The 15,888-nt window shown below is 63.8% G+C and carries 16 protein-coding genes; 10 read left to right on the top strand and 6 right to left on the bottom strand.

Features of this window, described 5'->3' with window-relative positions; genetic code table 11:
- Positions 1-57 precede the first annotated feature (57 nt).
- A complete protein-coding gene (locus tag AB4Y32_RS04720) occupies positions 58-1,239 on the bottom strand; it encodes an ABC transporter substrate-binding protein (protein WP_368720210.1) in 1,182 nt (393 codons plus the stop codon).
- Between the two features lie 69 nt (positions 1,240-1,308).
- On the bottom strand, positions 1,309-2,250 hold the full coding sequence (locus tag AB4Y32_RS04715; RefSeq protein WP_368720209.1) for a CysB family HTH-type transcriptional regulator: 942 nt from the start codon (positions 2,248-2,250) through the stop codon (positions 1,309-1,311).
- A gap of 237 nt (positions 2,251-2,487) precedes the next feature.
- Here AB4Y32_RS04715 and AB4Y32_RS04710 point away from each other — a divergent pair, with 237 nt between their 5' ends.
- From AB4Y32_RS04710 to bla, 7 genes are all read left to right on the top strand, one after another.
- Positions 2,488-4,167, top strand: a complete 1,680-nt coding sequence (locus AB4Y32_RS04710) for a nitrite/sulfite reductase (protein WP_368720208.1) — start codon at positions 2,488-2,490, stop codon at positions 4,165-4,167.
- Between the two features lie 13 nt (positions 4,168-4,180).
- Entirely contained in the window at positions 4,181-4,723 is a 543-nt protein-coding gene (locus AB4Y32_RS04705) for a DUF934 domain-containing protein (protein WP_368720207.1), read from the top strand.
- The gene (locus AB4Y32_RS04700) at positions 4,720-5,460 is read left to right on the top strand and encodes a phosphoadenylyl-sulfate reductase (RefSeq protein ID WP_368720206.1); all 741 of its coding nucleotides are present in this window, start codon (positions 4,720-4,722) and stop codon (positions 5,458-5,460) included. Before AB4Y32_RS04705 ends, AB4Y32_RS04700 begins: the two co-directional genes overlap by 4 nt.
- Before the next feature lie 143 nt (positions 5,461-5,603).
- Positions 5,604-6,566 (top strand): sulfate adenylyltransferase subunit CysD, encoded by a 963-nt coding sequence (gene cysD / locus AB4Y32_RS04695; RefSeq protein ID WP_368720205.1) that lies wholly within the window; start codon positions 5,604-5,606, stop codon positions 6,564-6,566.
- 21 nt (positions 6,567-6,587) lie between these two features.
- Positions 6,588-7,901: a sulfate adenylyltransferase subunit 1 gene (locus AB4Y32_RS04690; RefSeq protein WP_368720204.1), complete on the top strand. Its 1,314-nt coding sequence runs from the start codon at positions 6,588-6,590 to the stop codon at positions 7,899-7,901.
- Positions 7,902-7,952: 51 nt separating this feature from the next.
- Positions 7,953-8,732 (top strand): uroporphyrinogen-III C-methyltransferase, encoded by a 780-nt coding sequence (gene cobA / locus AB4Y32_RS04685; protein ID WP_368720203.1) that lies wholly within the window; start codon positions 7,953-7,955, stop codon positions 8,730-8,732.
- Between the two features lie 189 nt (positions 8,733-8,921).
- Positions 8,922-9,815, top strand: coding sequence for a class A beta-lactamase (bla, locus tag AB4Y32_RS04680; RefSeq protein WP_368720202.1), 894 nt, complete (start codon positions 8,922-8,924; stop codon positions 9,813-9,815).
- Positions 9,816-9,846: 31 nt separating this feature from the next.
- Here bla and AB4Y32_RS04675 read toward each other — a convergent pair whose 3' ends face one another.
- Genes AB4Y32_RS04675 through lptF form a run of 3 tightly spaced genes read right to left on the bottom strand, consistent with a single transcriptional unit; the run spans position 9,847 to position 12,517 of the window.
- Complete coding sequence (locus AB4Y32_RS04675) at positions 9,847-10,227, bottom strand: sirohydrochlorin chelatase (protein ID WP_368720201.1); 381 nt, start codon at positions 10,225-10,227, stop codon at positions 9,847-9,849.
- 25 nt (positions 10,228-10,252) lie between these two features.
- Entirely contained in the window at positions 10,253-11,401 is a 1,149-nt protein-coding gene (gene lptG / locus AB4Y32_RS04670) for an LPS export ABC transporter permease LptG (RefSeq protein WP_368720200.1), read from the bottom strand.
- 3 nt (positions 11,402-11,404) lie between these two features.
- Positions 11,405-12,517 carry an LPS export ABC transporter permease LptF gene (gene lptF / locus AB4Y32_RS04665; protein ID WP_368720199.1) on the bottom strand — a complete coding sequence of 371 codons (1,113 nt, stop codon included), beginning with the start codon at positions 12,515-12,517 and terminating at the stop codon, positions 11,405-11,407.
- A gap of 137 nt (positions 12,518-12,654) precedes the next feature.
- Between lptF and AB4Y32_RS04660 the strand changes: the two genes are divergently transcribed.
- The 3 genes from AB4Y32_RS04660 to AB4Y32_RS04650 all read left to right on the top strand — a co-directional run bounded on the left by AB4Y32_RS04660 (position 12,655) and on the right by AB4Y32_RS04650 (position 15,439).
- Positions 12,655-14,166, top strand: a complete 1,512-nt coding sequence (locus AB4Y32_RS04660) for a leucyl aminopeptidase (RefSeq protein ID WP_368720198.1) — start codon at positions 12,655-12,657, stop codon at positions 14,164-14,166.
- Between the two features lie 46 nt (positions 14,167-14,212).
- Positions 14,213-14,629: a DNA polymerase III subunit chi gene (locus tag AB4Y32_RS04655; protein WP_368720197.1), complete on the top strand. Its 417-nt coding sequence runs from the start codon at positions 14,213-14,215 to the stop codon at positions 14,627-14,629.
- Between the two features lie 78 nt (positions 14,630-14,707).
- Entirely contained in the window at positions 14,708-15,439 is a 732-nt protein-coding gene (locus AB4Y32_RS04650) for a DUF2486 family protein (RefSeq protein ID WP_368720196.1), read from the top strand.
- A 78-nt stretch (positions 15,440-15,517) separates the two neighbouring features.
- On the opposite strand, the gene AB4Y32_RS04645 is transcribed toward AB4Y32_RS04650, so the two are convergent.
- Entirely contained in the window at positions 15,518-15,844 is a 327-nt protein-coding gene (locus AB4Y32_RS04645) for a c-type cytochrome (protein WP_368720195.1), read from the bottom strand.
- Between the last annotated feature and the right edge of the window lie 44 nt (positions 15,845-15,888).

The following is a 15,888-nucleotide window of genomic DNA, read 5'->3' as shown; positions in this document are numbered from 1 at the left end:
GCTTCGAGCGATGGCCGCTGCATCGAGCGCGGGCACTTCAAGGCTCATTGGCTCACGTCACTGGCTCAAATACATAAACTTCCCACCCTTGACGATCCCCATCACGCTCGCCCGCTGATCGAGGCCGACGTGATCTTTCGCGCTCGTGTTCACGACTCCGTTCGGCACCACCAGCTCATGCGCGTGTTCGAGCTCCGTGCGCAGCGCGACGCGAAATTCCGGTGTGCCCGGCTGCGCCGTTTTCAACGCGCGCGCGACGGCATCCTGCAAGCGCGGATAGACACCCGCCGCGTCGCCCGCGAACTGCGTGACCGTGTTCGGGCCATACTGCGCTTCGTATGCGCTGACGAACGCGAGCGCGGCCTTCTTCGCCGGATGATCGGCGGGCAGCGAGCGCGCGACGACGACAGGCTGCGTCGGAAAGAGCGTGCCCTCGACATCCTTGCCGCCGAGCTTGATGAACTCCGGCGTCGCGATGCCGTGCGTCTGATAGATCGCGCCCTTGTAGCCGCGCTCGACGAGCGTGCGCTGCGGCAGCACCGTCGGCGTGCCCGCGCCCGCGATCAGAACGGCGTCGGGCTTCGCGGCCATCAGCTTCAGCACCTGGCCCGTGACGCTCGCATCGGTGCGGTTGAAGCGCTCGGTCGCGACGACCTGGATATGGCGCAGCGCCGCGAACTTCGTGAACTCGTTGAGCCAGCTGTCGCCATAGCTGTCCGCAAAGCCAATGAAGCCGACCGTCTTCACGTTGTGATTCGACATGTAGCGCGTCATCACGTCGGCCATCGCGCCGTCCGTCTGCGCCATCTTGAACGCCCAGACCTTCTTGCCTTCCTGCGGCTCGACGACGCTCGCCGAGCCGATCAGCGTGATCATCGGCGTCTGGCTCCCGGCGACGGGATCGAGCGCGGCCATCGCGGCGGGCGTGACGTTCGGCCCCACGATCACATCGACGTGGTCCTCGTTGATCAGCTTGCGGATATTGCGCACGGCCGCGCCCGGATCGGAGCCATCGTCGAGCACGATGTACTGCGCCGGCTGGCCGGCAATCGTCTTCGGCCACATCAGCATCGCGTTCTTGCTCGTGATGCCGATGGCGGCGGCAGGCCCCGTGCTCGACAGATCGATGCCGACCTTGACGTCCGCGTGCGCGGCGGCGGCGAAGAGCAACGCGCCGAGCGCGGCGGCGCGTGTCAGATGGCGCAAGGTGTTTTTCAGCTTGTTGTTTTGCGGCGTCATGCGAAAGGGTCTCCGTTGCAGACAGGTGTGGCAGTCGTCAGTCGTGTCAGTCGTTATGGGGAACAAACATCAAAGCTCGTACGTTTCGTGATCGCCCTTGAGCGCCTGCTCGATCAGCTTGCGGTTCAGGTTCGGCGACAGCAGCTCGACGAGCGTGTACACATAGCTGCGCAGATACGCACCCTGCTTGAGCGCGACGCGCGTCACGTTGCTGCCGAACAGATGGCCGACGGGCAACGCGCGCAAATGACGGTCGCGCTCGGCGTTGAACGCGATATCGGCCATGATGCCGACGCCCAGCCCCAGTTCGACGTAAGTCTTGATCACGTCCGCGTCGATCGCTTCGAGCACGATGTCGGGATGCAGGCCGCGCAGGCGGAACGCGTCGTTGATCTTCGTGCGGCCCGCGAACGCGTTGTCGTAGGTGATCAGCGGAAACTGCGTCAGGTCGTCGAGCGAAAGCTGCTTGCGTTCGAGGAGGGGATGATCGGCGGGCATCACGGCCACGTGATGCCACGAGAAGCACGGCAGCGACACCAGCTCCTTGTAGCTGGACACGGCTTCCGTCGCGATCGCGACATCCGCCTGATCGTGGATCACCATTTCCGCGACCTGCGTCGGGCTGCCTTGCAGGATCGACAGGTGCACCTTCGGAAAGCGCCTCTTGAATTCGGCGATCGCGGCGGGCAGCGAGTAGCGCGCCTGGGTGTGCGTCGCGGCGATCACGAGATTGCCCTGGTCCTGCGCCGCGTAATCCTTACCGACTCGCTTCAGGCTCTCGACCTCCTGCAGAATGCGCTCGACGGAGGCCAGAATGATCCGCCCCGGTTCCGTCAGCGAGCGCACGCGCTTGCCGTGCCGGGTGAAGATTTCGACGCCCAGTTCATCTTCCAGCTCGATGATCGCCTTCGACACGCCAGGCTGGCTCGTATACAGCGCCTTGGCTGCTTCCGTCAGGTTGAAGTTCTGCCGGACGGCCTCCCGTACGAAGCGGAACTGATGCAGGTTCATATATAACCTCGCCGCATATCAAAAGAATTTTTTAGTCGTTTGAAATATAAGGCGAGTTTATTACGATTTGTCCAGTTTTTCCAATATGGATATCTGTATTTGTCATTAGCAAATGAGCGATGCATCTAAACGGCCCACGGCCGCGAGGCTCAAAGCTGACTGGCATGACGAATACGAGGCGCGGCGTAACCGGAACGCCGTGTTGTGCGAGACGAACACAAACCCTGGGGTCCCCGAATGTACCAATACGATCAGTACGACCAGACCATCGTCGATGAACGCGTCGCGCAGTACGCCGATCAGGTTCGTCGCCGTCTGTCGGGCGAATTGAGCGAAGAAGAGTTCCGTCCGCTGCGCCTGCAAAACGGCCTCTACATGCAGCGCCACGCGTACATGCACCGTATCGCGATTCCGTACGGCAATCTGCGCAGCGACCAGCTGCGCATGCTCGCGACCATCGCGCGCGAGCACGATCGCGGCTACGGCCACTTCTCGACGCGCACGAACATCCAGTACAACTGGATCAAGCTCGAAGAGACGCCGGAAATCCTGCGCAAGCTCGCGTCCGTGCAGATGCACGCGATCCAGACGTCGGGCAACTGCATCCGCAACATCACGGCCGACCAGTTCGCGGGCGTCGCGTCTGACGAAATCATCGATCCGCGTCCGTGGGCCGAAATTCTGCGCCAGTGGTCGACGTTCCACCCGGAATTTGCGTGGCTGCCGCGCAAGTTCAAGATCGCCGTGTCGGGCTCGAAGGAAGATCGCGCGGCCGTGCAGATTCACGACCTGGGCGTCTATCTGAAGAAGAACGCCGCGGGTGAAGTCGTCGCGAGCATCCTCGCGGGTGGCGGTCTCGGCCGCACGCCGATCATCGGCGCGATCATCAAGGAAGACCTGCCCTGGCAGCATCTGCTCACGTATTGCGAAGCCGTGCTGCGCGTGTATAACCGCTACGGCCGCCGCGACAACCTGTTCAAGGCGCGCATCAAGATTCTGGTGAAGTCGCTGTCGGCGGCGAAATTCTCGCAGCAGGTCGAAGAAGAGTGGCAGCACCTGAAGGACGGTCCGTCGACGCTCACGCAAGCCGAACTCGACCGCGTGTCGCAATACTTCCAGCCGCCCGTCTACGAGAAGCTGCCGGACACGGACACGTCGTTCGAAAAGCATCTGCTCGAAAGCCGTGCGTTTGCGCGCTGGGTCGAGCGCAATGTGCGTCCGCATCGCGTGTCGGGCTATGCGTCCGTCACGATGTCGCTGAAGAAGACGGGCGTTGCGCCCGGCGATGCCACCGACAAGCAGATGGAAGCCGTCGCCGACTGGGCCGACGAATACTCGTTCGGCAAGATCCGCGTGTCGCACGAGCAGAACCTGATTCTCGCCGACGTGAAGAAACGCGACCTGTACGCGCTGTGGGAAAAGGCGAAGGCGCAAGGCTTCGCGACGCCGAACATCGGCCTCTTGACCGACATCATCGCGTGCCCGGGTGGCGACTTCTGCTCGCTCGCAAACGCGAAGTCGATTCCGATTGCGCAAGCGATCCAGGAGCGCTTTGACGACCTCGACTTCGTGTACGACCTCGGCGACGTGTCGCTGAATATCTCGGGCTGCATGAACTCGTGCGGCCACCATCACGTCGGCAACATCGGCGTGCTGGGCGTCGACAAGGACGGCTCGGAGTGGTACCAGGTGTCGCTCGGCGGCGAGCAGGGCATGGGGCAAGACGGCGCGAAGCTCGGCCGCGTGATCGGCCCGTCGTTCTCGGCGGAAGAAATGCCGGACGTGGTGTCGAAGGTGATCGACACGTTCGTCGAGAGCCGCATCGACGGCGAACGCTTCATCGACACCTACAACCGCATCGGGATCGCACCCTTCAAGGAACGCGTGTATGCATCGCGTCAACCGGCTCACGCGTAACGAGGACTAGCAGATGGCATCGATTATCAAGGACCGCACGATCGTCAACGACGACTTCACGGTTGTCCGCGCAGCCGAGGACGGGACGCTGCCCGCAGTGAGCGCATTGCCCGCCGGCAAGGTGATCGTTCCTTTCGCGTTGTGGCAGAGCGCGCGTGACGAACTGACGGCTTCGCGCAGCGCTGACCAGATCGGCGTGTGGCTCGCGCCCGACAGCGAGCCCGCCGACATCGTTGGCGACTTCGACAAGATTGGCCTGATCGCCGTCGACTTCCCGGTGTTCCGCGACGGGCGCGGCTACAGCATTGCGCGTCTGTTGCGCGAGCGCCATGGCTACAAAGGCGAGATTCGCGCGATCGGCGACGTGCTGCGCGACCAGTTGCGCTTTTACGAGCGCTGCGGCTTCAACGCGTATGCGCTGCGCGCGGACAAAGATATCCACGACGCGCTGAAGGCGTTCACCGAATTCACCGTCCAGTATCAAGGCGCATTCGACGATCCTTCGCCGCTCTTTCGCCGTCGCGAAGCGGCTGCTACGCAAAAGGCCACCGTATGACGAGCGCAACGGACCTCACGCCCGAGCTCGAGGCGAAGATCGAACGTCTCGATGCGCTGCTCGATTCGATCGCGCTGCGCCACGAGAAGGTCAAGCTCGCGAGTAGTCTCGCGGCGGAAGACATGCTGCTCACGCACGCGATCCTGTCGCGCGGCGTGAAGATCGGCATCTTCTCGCTGAACACGGGCCGGCTGCATGCGGAAACACTCGGCATGATCGACCGCGTGCGCGAGCGCTACGGCTACGACATCGAGCAGTTCCATCCGCAAGCGGCCGCCGTCGACGATTATGTCGCGCAGCACGGTGTAAACGCGTTCTACGAGAGCATCGATCTGCGCAAGCGCTGCTGCGAGATCCGCAAGGTCGAGCCGCTCAATCGCGCCCTGGCCGAGGTCGGCGCATGGGTGACGGGTCAGCGCCGCGAGCAGTCGGTCACGCGCGCGGAGCTGCACGAGGAAGAGCACGACGGCGCGCGCAACATCGCCAAGTACAACCCGCTCGCAGACTGGACGGAAGCCGATGTGTGGGCCTACCTGAAGGCCTTCGACGTGCCCGTGAACCCGCTGCATGCGCGCGGCTATCCGAGCATCGGCTGCGAGCCATGTACGCGGGCCGTGCGTCCCGGCGAAGACAGCCGGGCAGGGCGCTGGTGGTGGGAGTCGCGCGATACGAAGGAATGCGGGCTGCACATCACGACGATCCCTGTCACGGTCGTCTCGGAGAACGCCTCGGCCTGATGTGATGTGAGCTGCGCAGGCGCCGGCGGAAGATGTCCAAACGCCGTGCGCCGCCGATTGCCGGTTTTCGATTGAATCCCTACGTGCCGCACGCATCTGGTGAGCACCCGAACATGCGACACGAACCAATGAAGGACCAGAAAATGAGCACGACGCTCGATTCCACTGTCAACGCACCGCTGCCCGTCACGGCGAACCGGATGGATCACCTCGACTGGCTCGAAGCAGAGTCGATTCACATCCTGCGCGAACTGGTCGCCGAATGCAGCAAGCCTGCACTGCTGTTCTCGGGCGGCAAGGATTCCGTCGTCGTGCTGGCGCTCGCGTTGAAGGCGTTCGGCCTCGGCGCGAACCGCAAGACGCAACTGCCGTTCCCGCTCGTGCACATCGACACGGGGCACAACTACGACGAAGTGATCGACTTCCGCGACCGCCGCGCGAAAGAGATCGGCGCGGAACTCGTGGTCGGCCACGTCGAAGATTCGATCAAGCGCGGTACCGTGCGCCTGCGCCGCGAAACGGATTCGCGTAACGCCGCGCAAGCCGTCACGCTGCTCGAAACCATCGAGCAATACGGCTATACGGCGATGATCGGCGGCGCGCGCCGCGACGAAGAAAAGGCGCGCGCGAAAGAGCGCATCTTCTCGTTCCGCGACGAGTTCGGCCAATGGGACCCGAAGGCGCAGCGCCCCGAGCTGTGGAGCCTGTATAACGCGCGCTTGCATCAGGGCGAGCACCTGCGCGTGTTCCCGATCTCGAACTGGACGGAGCTGGACGTGTGGCAATACATTGCCCGCGAGAACCTCGAACTGCCGTCCATCTATTACGCGCACAAGCGCGAGATCGTGCGCCGCAACGGCCTGCTCGTGCCCGTGACGCCGCTCACGCCGATCCGCGAAGGCGAGTCGAGCGAAGAAGCGCTGGTGCGCTTCCGCACGGTGGGCGACATCAGCTGCACGTGCCCCGTCGAAAGCGATGCGGACGATGTGGAAAAGATCATCGCCGAAACGGCCGTGACGGAGATCACGGAACGCGGCGCGACGCGCATGGACGACCAGACGTCGGAAGCCGCGATGGAACAGCGCAAGAAGCAAGGTTATTTCTAAGCACACGAGGGCGACACAACCATGAGCATTCACCAACCTGAAGACCTCGGCGTGCTTCGTTTCATCACGGCAGGCAGCGTCGACGACGGCAAGAGCACGCTGATCGGGCGCCTGCTTTACGACAGCAAGGCTGTGCTGTCGGATCAGCTGTCCGCGCTGTCGCGCGCGAAGAACAAGCGCACCGTCGGCGACGAAATCGATCTGTCGCTGCTGACGGACGGCCTCGAAGCCGAGCGCGAGCAGGGCATCACGATCGACGTCGCGTATCGCTACTTCGCGACCGCGAAGCGCAAGTTCATCATCGCCGACACGCCGGGCCACGAGCAGTACACGCGCAACATGGTGACGGGCGCATCGACGGCGCATGCCGCGATCATTCTCGTCGACGCGACGCGCGTCACGTTCGAGAACGGCGTCGCGCAACTGTTGCCGCAGACCAAGCGCCACAGCGCGATCGTCAAGCTGCTGGGGCTTCAGCACGTGATCGTCGCGATCAACAAGATGGACCTCGTCGACTACAGCGAATCGCGTTTCAACGAGATCCGCGACGCGTATGTCGTGCTCGCGCGCCAGCTCGGCCTCTCCGACGTGCGCTTCGTGCCCGTGTCGGCGCTGAAGGGCGACAACATCGTGACGGCGAGCGAGCGCATGCCGTGGTACGCGGGTGAGCCGCTGCTCGACGTGCTCGAAGCGCTGCCCGTTGATACGGCGACGCACGACGCACTGCGTTTCCCGGTGCAATGGGTCGCGCGCCAGGACGGCAGCCAGGCCGACGACTTCCGCGGCTACATGGGCCGCGTCGAATCGGGCGAAGTGAAGCTCGGCGATTCGATCGTCGTGTTGCCGGCGAACCGCCAGGCAACTGTGGCTGAAATCATCGCGCCCGTGCCGGGCGGCACGGCGCAAGTGGACCGCGCGTTCGCGGGCCAGACGGTGACGATCCGCCTCACGCAAGACGTCGACGTGTCGCGCGGCGATACGTTCGTGCACGCGTCCGCGACGGTTCAGCCGGCGAAGAAGCTCGAGGCGGACCTGTGCTGGTTCGACGACGCGCCGCTGTCGACGGCGCGCAAGTATCTGCTGAAGCAGACGACGAACACGGTGTTCGCGCGCGTCGGCGGCATCAAGCAGGTGCTGGATGTGCATACGCTGTCGCACGCGACGGACCGCCACGAGCTGACGATGAACGACATCGGCCGCGTGTCGCTGACGCTGCAAAAGCCGATCGTCGCCGACGAGTACGACACGCATCCGGGCACGGGCGCGTTCGTGCTGATCGACGAAGCGACGCATCATACGGTGGCGGCCGGCATGATTCGTTCCGTCTCTGCGTGACCGAACGAAGCGGGGCAACATAGCAGGCAACGAAGCGGAACGGAGCAGCAAATGGGCAAGGTTTATCTGATCGGCGCGGGGCCTGGCGCGGCGGACCTGATCACGGTTCGCGGCGCGCGGCTGCTGGCCGTTGCCGATGTCGTGCTGCACGATGCGCTCGTCGAGCCGGCGATGCTCGACTACGCGCCGAAAGCACGCAAGATCGCGGTGGGCAAGCGCTGCGGCAAGCGCTCGACGGCGCAGCACTTCATCAACAAGCAGATCGTCGATGCGGCGCGCGAGCATGACGTCGTCGTGCGCTTGAAGGGCGGCGATCCGATGCTCTTCGGCCGCGCCGATGAAGAGATGCGCGCGCTCGAAGCAGCGGGCATCGAATACGAAGTCGTGCCGGGCATCACGGCGGCGCTGGCGAGCGCGGCATCGCTGCGCCGTTCGCTGACGCTGCGTGGCGTAGCGCGCAGCGTCGCGCTGGCGACGCACAGCCGCGCGGCGGATTCCGCCGAGATTCGCGAGCAGGTGAACGCCGATTCGCTGGTTTTCTACATGGGCCGCGACAGCGCGCCCGAGATCGCGCAACAGTTGATCGATGCGGGCCGCGCGGGCTCGACGCCCGTGGCGATCGTCGAGGCCTGCTCGACGCCGCGCGAGCGGACGTTGACGCTGACGCTCGAAGGACTCGCGGCAGGCGATGCGCAACTGTGGCTCGATCCCGCGCAGCCTTCGCTGCTGATGATCGGCGATGCGTTCGCCGAGCGCGTGCTGAAGAGCGAGCCGCACGCGGACGATTCGTCTTCTGCCGCGTCAGGCGAGCCCGTGCTGCGGGTCGCGTAGCGCGACAGCTTCTGCTGGTTTCAATTTTCGGCCGCATTCGCGCGAGCGAATGCGGCCGATTGTCTTTGGGTTCGTCGCTTTGGATTCGTCGCTTTGCGTTCGTCGTTATCGGACAGCCGAGCCGACACGTGAGGGCAGGCACGTGCGTTGCGATAACATTCGCTTTCGCTCTGCATTCACCACTGCCTCATGTCCCATTCTTCGTTGCGTCGTGCGTTGCTGATTGCGTTTGCGGCCGGCCCTGTGATCGGCGTGCGCGCGCAGCCCGCTTCGTCAGTCGCGATCAACCTGGCCGCGCATGAGCGCTTCGAGCAACTGGAAGCGAGGAGCGGCGGACGCCTCGGCGTCGCCGCGCTCAATACGGCCGATGGGTCGTACGTCGGCTATCGCGAGTCGGAGCGCTTTCCGATGTGCAGCACGTTCAAGCTGCTGGCCGTCGCCGCGATCCTGAAGCGCAGCATCGCCGAGCGCGCTCTACTCGATACGCACATGCGTTATGGCGAGACGGATCTCGTCGCGAATTCGCCGGTGACGAAGCGGCACGTCAGCGAGGGCATGTCGATGGGCGACATCTGCGCCGCAGCGCTCCAGTACAGCGACAACACAGCGGCCAACCTGCTGTTGAACGCGCTGGGCGGGCCGGAAGTGTTGAACGAGTTTGCACGCTCGATCGGTGACACGTGGTTCGATCTCGTGCGACGGGAGCCGGAGCTGAATGATGCCGTGCCAGGCGACATGCGCGATACCACGACGCCGCGCGCAATGATGCACGATATGCAGAAGATTTTGCTGTCGAACGATGTGCTCGAACCGCCGCAGCGCGAAAAGTTGAAGACGTGGCTGCTGGGCAATACGACGGGCGATAGACGCATCCGGGCGGCCGTCCGTTCTACGGGCTGGCCCGTGGCCGACAAGACGGGGAGCGGCGATTACGGCACGGCCAATGATGTCGCCGTTGTGTATTCGCCTGCGGCGGCTTTCGTCGTCGCCGTCTATTGCACTGGCGTAACGCCGAAGGAAACGCAGCCCCAGGACGAGGTCGTCGATGAGGCTGCGCGGATCGTGTTCGACGTGATGAAGTGAAGCGTGCTTCTTGTCCGTGGCGTAAAGCCAGTCAGGAAGAAGCCTGCCGCAGGCAATAACCGGCGATAGCCTCGATCACATCGGCATCCTCGCCAACGGCAACGGAGCAGCGGATCTCGACATTGGGATTGGCCGCGCGGCACTGATCGAGGATAAGAGGCAGGTCGCGCCGGATATGCCCGCCCTGGCCGAAGAAGACTGGCACGACGGTCACGACAGACGCCCCCACAGACGCCTGATCGGCGACGGCGGACGGCAGATCCGGCGTCATCAATTCGAGGAATGCGAGCGAAACGGGCCCTGCATCGGCGCCGCGCAACTCGCGCAAGCGGTTAGCAAGACGCTCGAACGGCTCGGCCCAGCGGGCGTCTCTCGCGCCATGCGCAAACAGCACAATGCCATGCGATCCCATAGCCGGAGCGTCCGTAAAAAAGCAGCTAGTGCCGATCGACCCACTTGAGCCCAACGAGCCCAAGCACGAGGTACAACAGCGCCGGCGTCGCAGCCGTCAAAGGCGCCGGCCAGGTGTTCAGATTACCGATGTGCGAGAACAGCGTGTTGAAGAGCTGAAAGCTCATCCCCAGCATGATCCCGCCGAATACCTTCATGCCCACTACGCCTGCACGCGTGTGCAAGTAGGCAAAGGGCAACGACAGCACCAGCATCACGAACACCGCGAACGGATACAGCAGCTTGCGCCACAACGCGATCTCGTATCGTTGCGTGTCCTGGTGGTTCTCGGTCAGATGCTGGATGTAGCGGAACAGATTGAACATCGACATCCGCTCCGGTGCGACCAGCAGCACCGACAGAATCTGCGGTGTCAGTTCCGAGCGCAACGAGTATTCGGGCAGCGTCACCTGCTTCGCGCGATAGACAGGATTCAACGCATCGGCGGGCTTGCCCGCGTCGGGCGCGACGTCGATCAGTTGCGTATCGGTGACGTCCGTCAGCGCCCAATGTCCAGGCGGCTGATACTTGCCCGACTTCGCGATGCGCACGTTCGACAGCCGGAACTTCGAATCGAACTCGTAGATGCGCACGTTCGTGATCGTCGCATCGGGCTGCAACTGGCCGACGTTGACGAAGCGCGTCACCTGTTCGCCGTCGGCGCGCGACGTCAGCGTGTCCTTCACCCAGACGCCCGACTGGAAGTTGCTCGACACCGACGAGCCCAATGCCTCCAGGCGCACGCGCTCCGACAACTGGTCAGTGTACGGGCCGACCACTTCGCCGATGATGTATGTGAGGATCACGAGCGGAATGCCGATCTTCAGCAGCGAGCGCAGCGCCCGGTTCGTCGCGAGACCCGACACGCGGAAAATCGTGTATTCGGAATTCGCCGCCATTTGCGCGAACACATAGATCGCGCTGATCAGCGCGGCGACGGGAATGATTTCGTAGAAGCGCGACGGCGTCTGCAACGCGACGCGCAGCACCGCGTACTGGAACTTGTAGTTGCCGTGGCCGACCGAGTTCAGTTCGTTGATCAGGTCGAAGAAGAAGAACAGACCGGAGAACGCGAACAGGATGAAGATGAACGTGAGGTAGACCTGCCGCGCGAAGTACTTTTCATAGATGCGCATCGGTCACGCTCCCTGCGCCGGTGTGTTTGCAACCCGGCTGAACATCGCCCGCGTGAACAACGGCCGGTTGCGCACCCGCAGCCAGAAGATGAACGCGACGACCAGCGCGACGACGATATGCAGGCCCACGAGGCCGACGCCAAACGACATCTTGCCCTGCTCGATCCACGATTGCACGACGTTCAGCAGATTCGAATACGTCAGATAGATCAGCACGGCCATCACGAGATTGATCGTGCGGCTGCGGCGCGGGTTCTGGTGTGCAAGCGGAATGGCGAGCAGCATCAGGTTGATCGCGATCAGCGGCAATCCCGCGCGCCATGCGAATTCGGCGAGATTCTGGCGCGTCGGGTCGCGGAACAGATCGAGTGTGGGCGTGCCCGTCGTGGTCGGCGTGCTGACGACTGGCTGGCTCTGGATCTTCACGCCGTATCGCTCGAACTCCATGATGCGGAAGTCGGGATGGCCCGGCTCGCCGTCGTAGCGGCGGCCGTTTTCGAGCACGACGAAGCGGTCGCCGTTCTTTTGCGTTTCCGTGTGGCCGTTCTTCGATACGACCACGTTCAACTTGCCGTTCTCCGTGCTCGTGACGAACACGTTCTCGACGTGACCCTGGTCGGGCGACATCTTCTCGATGAAGAACACACGGTGGCTCGTAGCCGATTCGCGGAACTGGCCCGGCGCGAGCAGCGAGACTTCGTCGCGCTGCTGGAAGCGCGCGCGGATCAGCTTGCTCTGCTGGTTCGACCACGGCCAGCCGACGAACACGAAGAACGCAATCAGAATGATGATGGGCGTCGCGAACAGTCCGACCGGCTTGATGAAGCGCGTGAGGCTCACGCCCGACGCGAGCCACACGACCATTTCGGAATCCTTGTACCAGCGCGTGAGCACGAACAGGATCGACACGAACAGCGTCGCGACCAGCATGATCGCGAGATAGCCGATGACCGTGAGGCCGATCAGCACGAGCACGTCGCGCGGATCGATTTCACCCGATGCCGCGAAGCCGACGATGCGGATCATCATCGTCGTCAGAACCAGCGTGAGCAGGACCATGAACACGGCACCAGCCGTGTACGCCAGTTCGCGCTGGAGGGAGCGTTCAAAAATCATGGTTGATGAGGAGAGGGCGCGCCCCGGTGGACGGCGGGGTTGGGCCCCATCACGCCTTCCGTGCAGCCGCCGCGGGAAAAATAGCGGATAATTGCGGCTTTCATCCTAAGCCCAGATTTTATCCGAGGACAAGCGCGATGGACTTTAGCATAAAAGCCTGTGATTGGAGCAAAGGCTCGACCAACGGATTCCTTACCGGGAAATCGGATTGCGTCGTGATCGGCGTGTTCGAGTCGCAGACGCTGTCGGGCGCAGCGCTGGAAATCGACGCGGCCACCAAGGGGCTGCTCACGCGCATCGTCAAGGCCGGCGACATGGACGGCAAGATCGGCAGCACGGTGTTCCTGCATGAAGTGCAGGGCATCGGCGCGTCGCGCGTGCTGCTGGTCGGCCTCGGCAAGCAGGATGCCTTCACGCAGAAAGCCTACGGTGACGCCGTGCGCGCGGCATGGCGCGCAATCCTCGGCACCAAGGTCGCGCAGGTCACGTTCACGCTGGCCCAGGCGCCCGTCAAGGAGCGCTCGTCGGACTGGGCCGTGCGCGCCGCGATCGTCGCGCTGCGCGAGCTGACCTACAAGTTCACGCAGATGAAGAGCAAGCCGGACAACGGCGCACGCGCGTTGAAGCGCATCGTGTTCAGCGTCGACGGCGCCGATGAAAAGCTCGCGAAGGTCGCCGCAAAGCAGGGCGTCGCGCTCGCGAACGGCATGGACCTGACGAAGGACCTCGGCAACCTGCCGGGCAACGTCTGCACGCCGACCTATCTGGCGAACGCCGCGAAGAAGCTCGCGAAAGACTGGAAGCTGAAGGTCGAGGTGCTTGCCCAGAAGCAGCTTGAAGCGCTGAAGATGGGCTCGTTCCTGTCGGTCACGAAAGGCTCCATCGAGCCGGCGCAATTCATCGTCCTCCAGTATCAGGGCGGCTCCGCGAAGGCCGCGCCCGTCGTGCTGGTCGGCAAGGGCATCACGTTCGACACGGGCGGCATCTCGCTGAAACCCGGCGACAGCATGGACGAGATGAAGTACGACATGTGCGGCGCGGGCTCGGTGCTCGGCACGCTGCGCGCCGTCGCCGAAATGGGCCTGAAGCTGAACGTCGTCGGCATCATTCCGACCTGCGAGAACATGCCCGCAGGCAACGCGACGAAGCCGGGCGACATCGTCACCAGCATGAAGGGGCTGACGATTGAAGTGCTGAACACGGACGCTGAAGGGCGTCTGATCCTGTGCGACGCGCTCACCTATGCGGAGCGTTTCAAGCCGGCCGCCGTGATCGACATCGCGACGCTGACGGGCGCGTGCATCATCGCGCTCGGCCATCACAACAGCGGCCTCTTCTCGAAGGACGACGTGCTGGCGGGCGAACTGCTCGACGCGTCGAAGGAAGCGGGCGACCCGGCATGGCGTCTGCCCCTCGACGACGAGTATCAGGAACAGTTGAAGTCGAATTTCGCGGACATCGCCAACATCGGCGGACGTCCGGCGGGCAGCGTGACGGCGGCGTGCTTCCTGTCGCGCTTCACGGACGCCTATCCGTGGGCCCACCTCGACATCGCGGGCACCGCATGGAAGAGCGGCGCGGCGAAGGGCGCAACGGGCCGTCCCGTGCCGTTGCTGTCGCAGTTCCTGATCGACCGCGCCGCACAATGACGCATCGCAGTCCCCGCGCGCACGAAGCAATGAAGCAGGCTCGCCGATGACCCGCATCGACTTTCATTCGAACGTCGGCGATTCGCTGCTCTATGCGTGCCGTCTCGTGCGCAAGGCGTATCAGGCCGGCCAGCCGCTGATCGTGCTGGCCGAGCCGCCACGGCTGCGCGCCTTCGACGAGCAGCTCTGGACTTTCTCTCCGCTCGACTTCGTGCCGCACTGCATGGCGGCGAGTCCGCTCGCGGCGCAAACGCCCGTCGTGCTGACGTCGTCGCTCGACGACGTACCCCATCATCAGATACTGTTGAACCTGAGCGCGACGGTGCCGCCGCAGTTCGCGCGCTTCGAACGCCTGCTGGAAATCGTCGGCAACGAGCCCGACGAACTGGCCGCGGGCCGGGAGCGCTACCGCTTCTATCGCGATCGCGGCTATGCTCTAAACAACTACAAGCAGGGCGTCTGACGGTTCATGTCCGCTCGATGCGCGGTCTTGTCCGATTCGCGCGGAACCGCATCGTCCGATCTTTAAAGGGAGGCTTTCGTGTCCCAATCTTCCGACTCTTCCGATCAAGATATTCCCGTTCTGACCGATGTGATGGTCACGGGCCACGATCCCCATGCGAAGACGAAGCGCTCGAAGCGGCATGGGCATGGCCACGATACTTCGCATGCGCGGCGGCACGAAGCGGCGCATGGCGACGACGCTCATCGAGAACCGCATGAAGCGGCACATGAAACGCCTCACGAGCCGTCCGCGCAAGAAGACGACGATGTGCCCGTGCTCGATTCCGTCTACGAGCCTGCGCTGGATGATCTGCCGGGCGAGCCGGCGATGCATCCCGAACTCGAAGGAATGACGGCGCATGCGCCGCAAGCCGCGCACGAAGAAGCGCTTGCGCCCGCGCGCGAGCCCGCGCAGTTCGTGCCGGGCGAAGCGGAGTTCACATCGGGATCGGCGGCTGAACGCTATGTCGCGCCGCCTGACCTCGGTGCAGCGCACGCGCCGACCGAGCGCATCCACGAATCCGCCGACACGCCCGAATACGACGCGGACGTGCTCGCCGAACGCTTGCGCGCACGCTTCGCGACCTATCTGAAAGGCGAGGGGCGCAACCTGATCGAAGCGCGCTGCCGCGACGCGTTCCAGGATCACACGACGTGGCTCGTCAACCAGATCACGCGCGAAGTGGCGCTCGCGCTCGAAACGGAAATGCTGAGGTGGGTGCGCGAAGCGATCCGCGAAGAACTCGGCAACAGCGCGGACGGCAAGTAAGCGGCATTTGGAGCTTTAAGCCGCGCGCCTTCGACGCGACGGCGCGCGATCCGCAAGGCCGTACCCGGCGCCCGTGCGTTATTTGAGCGTCATGATCCAGCTTGCAAGCGACGCCGCTTCGTCGGGCGTGACCTGCGTGTTCGCGGGCATCGGCACGGCGCCCCAGACGCCCGCGCTGCCTTCGAGGATCTTGCGTGCGAGGTAATGCGAGGCATCGCTGCGCGACGCGTACCGGGCGGCGACATCGTGCAGCGCCGGTCCCATGAACGGCCGCGTCACCGAATGGCAACTCATGCAGTTCTCCTTCTGCGCGAGCGCGAGGCCTGTGGCCGATTCCGCGCGCGCCGCGCCGGCGAGGGTCAAAGCGCCTGCCAGCAAGACTGCCGCATACGACTTCGATTTCATTATGGTCTCCGCCGGCGACTGGGCCCGGCCTGTGGTGGACGCAT

Origin of the sequence: Paraburkholderia phymatum, from assembly GCF_040965635.1 — a bacterium.
GTDB lineage: Bacteria > Pseudomonadota > Gammaproteobacteria > Burkholderiales > Burkholderiaceae > Paraburkholderia > Paraburkholderia phymatum_B.
The sequence above is the reverse complement of the archived record's forward strand: the minus strand, read 5'-3'. Positions and strand labels throughout refer to the sequence as shown.

Bases quoted from the DNA above. Each gene is read 5' to 3' on its own strand.
- AB4Y32_RS04690 (WP_368720204.1), top strand. From the start codon at position 6,588: ATGAGCATTCACCAACCTGAAGACCTCGGCGTGCTTCGTTTCATCACG.
- lptG (WP_368720200.1), bottom strand. From the start codon at position 11,401: ATGCGCATCTATGAAAAGTACTTCGCGCGGCAGGTCTACCTCACGTTC.
- AB4Y32_RS04675 (WP_368720201.1), bottom strand. From the start codon at position 10,227: ATGGGATCGCATGGCATTGTGCTGTTTGCGCATGGCGCGAGAGACGCC.
- AB4Y32_RS04700 (WP_368720206.1), top strand. From the start codon at position 4,720: ATGACGAGCGCAACGGACCTCACGCCCGAGCTCGAGGCGAAGATCGAA.
- AB4Y32_RS04710 (WP_368720208.1), top strand. From the start codon at position 2,488: ATGTACCAATACGATCAGTACGACCAGACCATCGTCGATGAACGCGTC.
- cobA (WP_368720203.1), top strand. From the start codon at position 7,953: ATGGGCAAGGTTTATCTGATCGGCGCGGGGCCTGGCGCGGCGGACCTG.
- AB4Y32_RS04645 (WP_368720195.1), bottom strand. From the start codon at position 15,844: ATGAAATCGAAGTCGTATGCGGCAGTCTTGCTGGCAGGCGCTTTGACC.
- bla (WP_368720202.1), top strand. From the start codon at position 8,922: ATGTCCCATTCTTCGTTGCGTCGTGCGTTGCTGATTGCGTTTGCGGCC.
- AB4Y32_RS04660 (WP_368720198.1), top strand. From the start codon at position 12,655: ATGGACTTTAGCATAAAAGCCTGTGATTGGAGCAAAGGCTCGACCAAC.
- AB4Y32_RS04705 (WP_368720207.1), top strand. From the start codon at position 4,181: ATGGCATCGATTATCAAGGACCGCACGATCGTCAACGACGACTTCACG.
- AB4Y32_RS04655 (WP_368720197.1), top strand. From the start codon at position 14,213: ATGACCCGCATCGACTTTCATTCGAACGTCGGCGATTCGCTGCTCTAT.
- AB4Y32_RS04720 (WP_368720210.1), bottom strand. From the start codon at position 1,239: ATGACGCCGCAAAACAACAAGCTGAAAAACACCTTGCGCCATCTGACA.
- lptF (WP_368720199.1), bottom strand. From the start codon at position 12,517: ATGATTTTTGAACGCTCCCTCCAGCGCGAACTGGCGTACACGGCTGGT.
- cysD (WP_368720205.1), top strand. From the start codon at position 5,604: ATGAGCACGACGCTCGATTCCACTGTCAACGCACCGCTGCCCGTCACG.
- AB4Y32_RS04715 (WP_368720209.1), bottom strand. From the start codon at position 2,250: ATGAACCTGCATCAGTTCCGCTTCGTACGGGAGGCCGTCCGGCAGAAC.